General features: G+C 57.8%; 1 protein-coding gene. It reads right to left on the reverse strand.

Annotated elements, in window-relative coordinates; genetic code table 11:
* Positions 1–327: TRAP transporter substrate-binding protein DctP (dctP, locus tag ACMUOY_RS20140; RefSeq protein ID WP_413894514.1), on the reverse strand; the 327-nt coding region annotated here is incomplete at both ends.

The raw sequence follows: 327 nt of genomic DNA on the forward strand, positions 1-327 counted from the left end.
CCGAATGACCTGATAAAATCTCCCATGGCCGCTTCCATGACCCGGTACCAGGCAGCCTTGTCGATATCTTTGCTTACCGTCATGCCGGCGGCGGCCAGAGCCGCGATCTGCTTCTCCTCGCTTTCCCTTCCCAATCGCCGCTGATAGGGGGCCACTTCCCGGGCGGTTTTTATGAGCATATCCTGGTCTTCCTTGCCAAGGTTCAGCCAGGTTTTAGGGCTGACGATCAGAAGGGCCGGGGAATAGACATGCTGGGTCAGGGAGAGGTAGCGCTGTACCTCGTTGAATTTGCCGGTGTAGATGACGGCGACGGGATTTTCCTGGCCG

It is taken from the genome of Candidatus Skiveiella danica, assembly GCF_022705245.1.
GTDB lineage: Bacteria > Pseudomonadota > Gammaproteobacteria > Burkholderiales > Burkholderiaceae_C > Skiveiella > Skiveiella danica.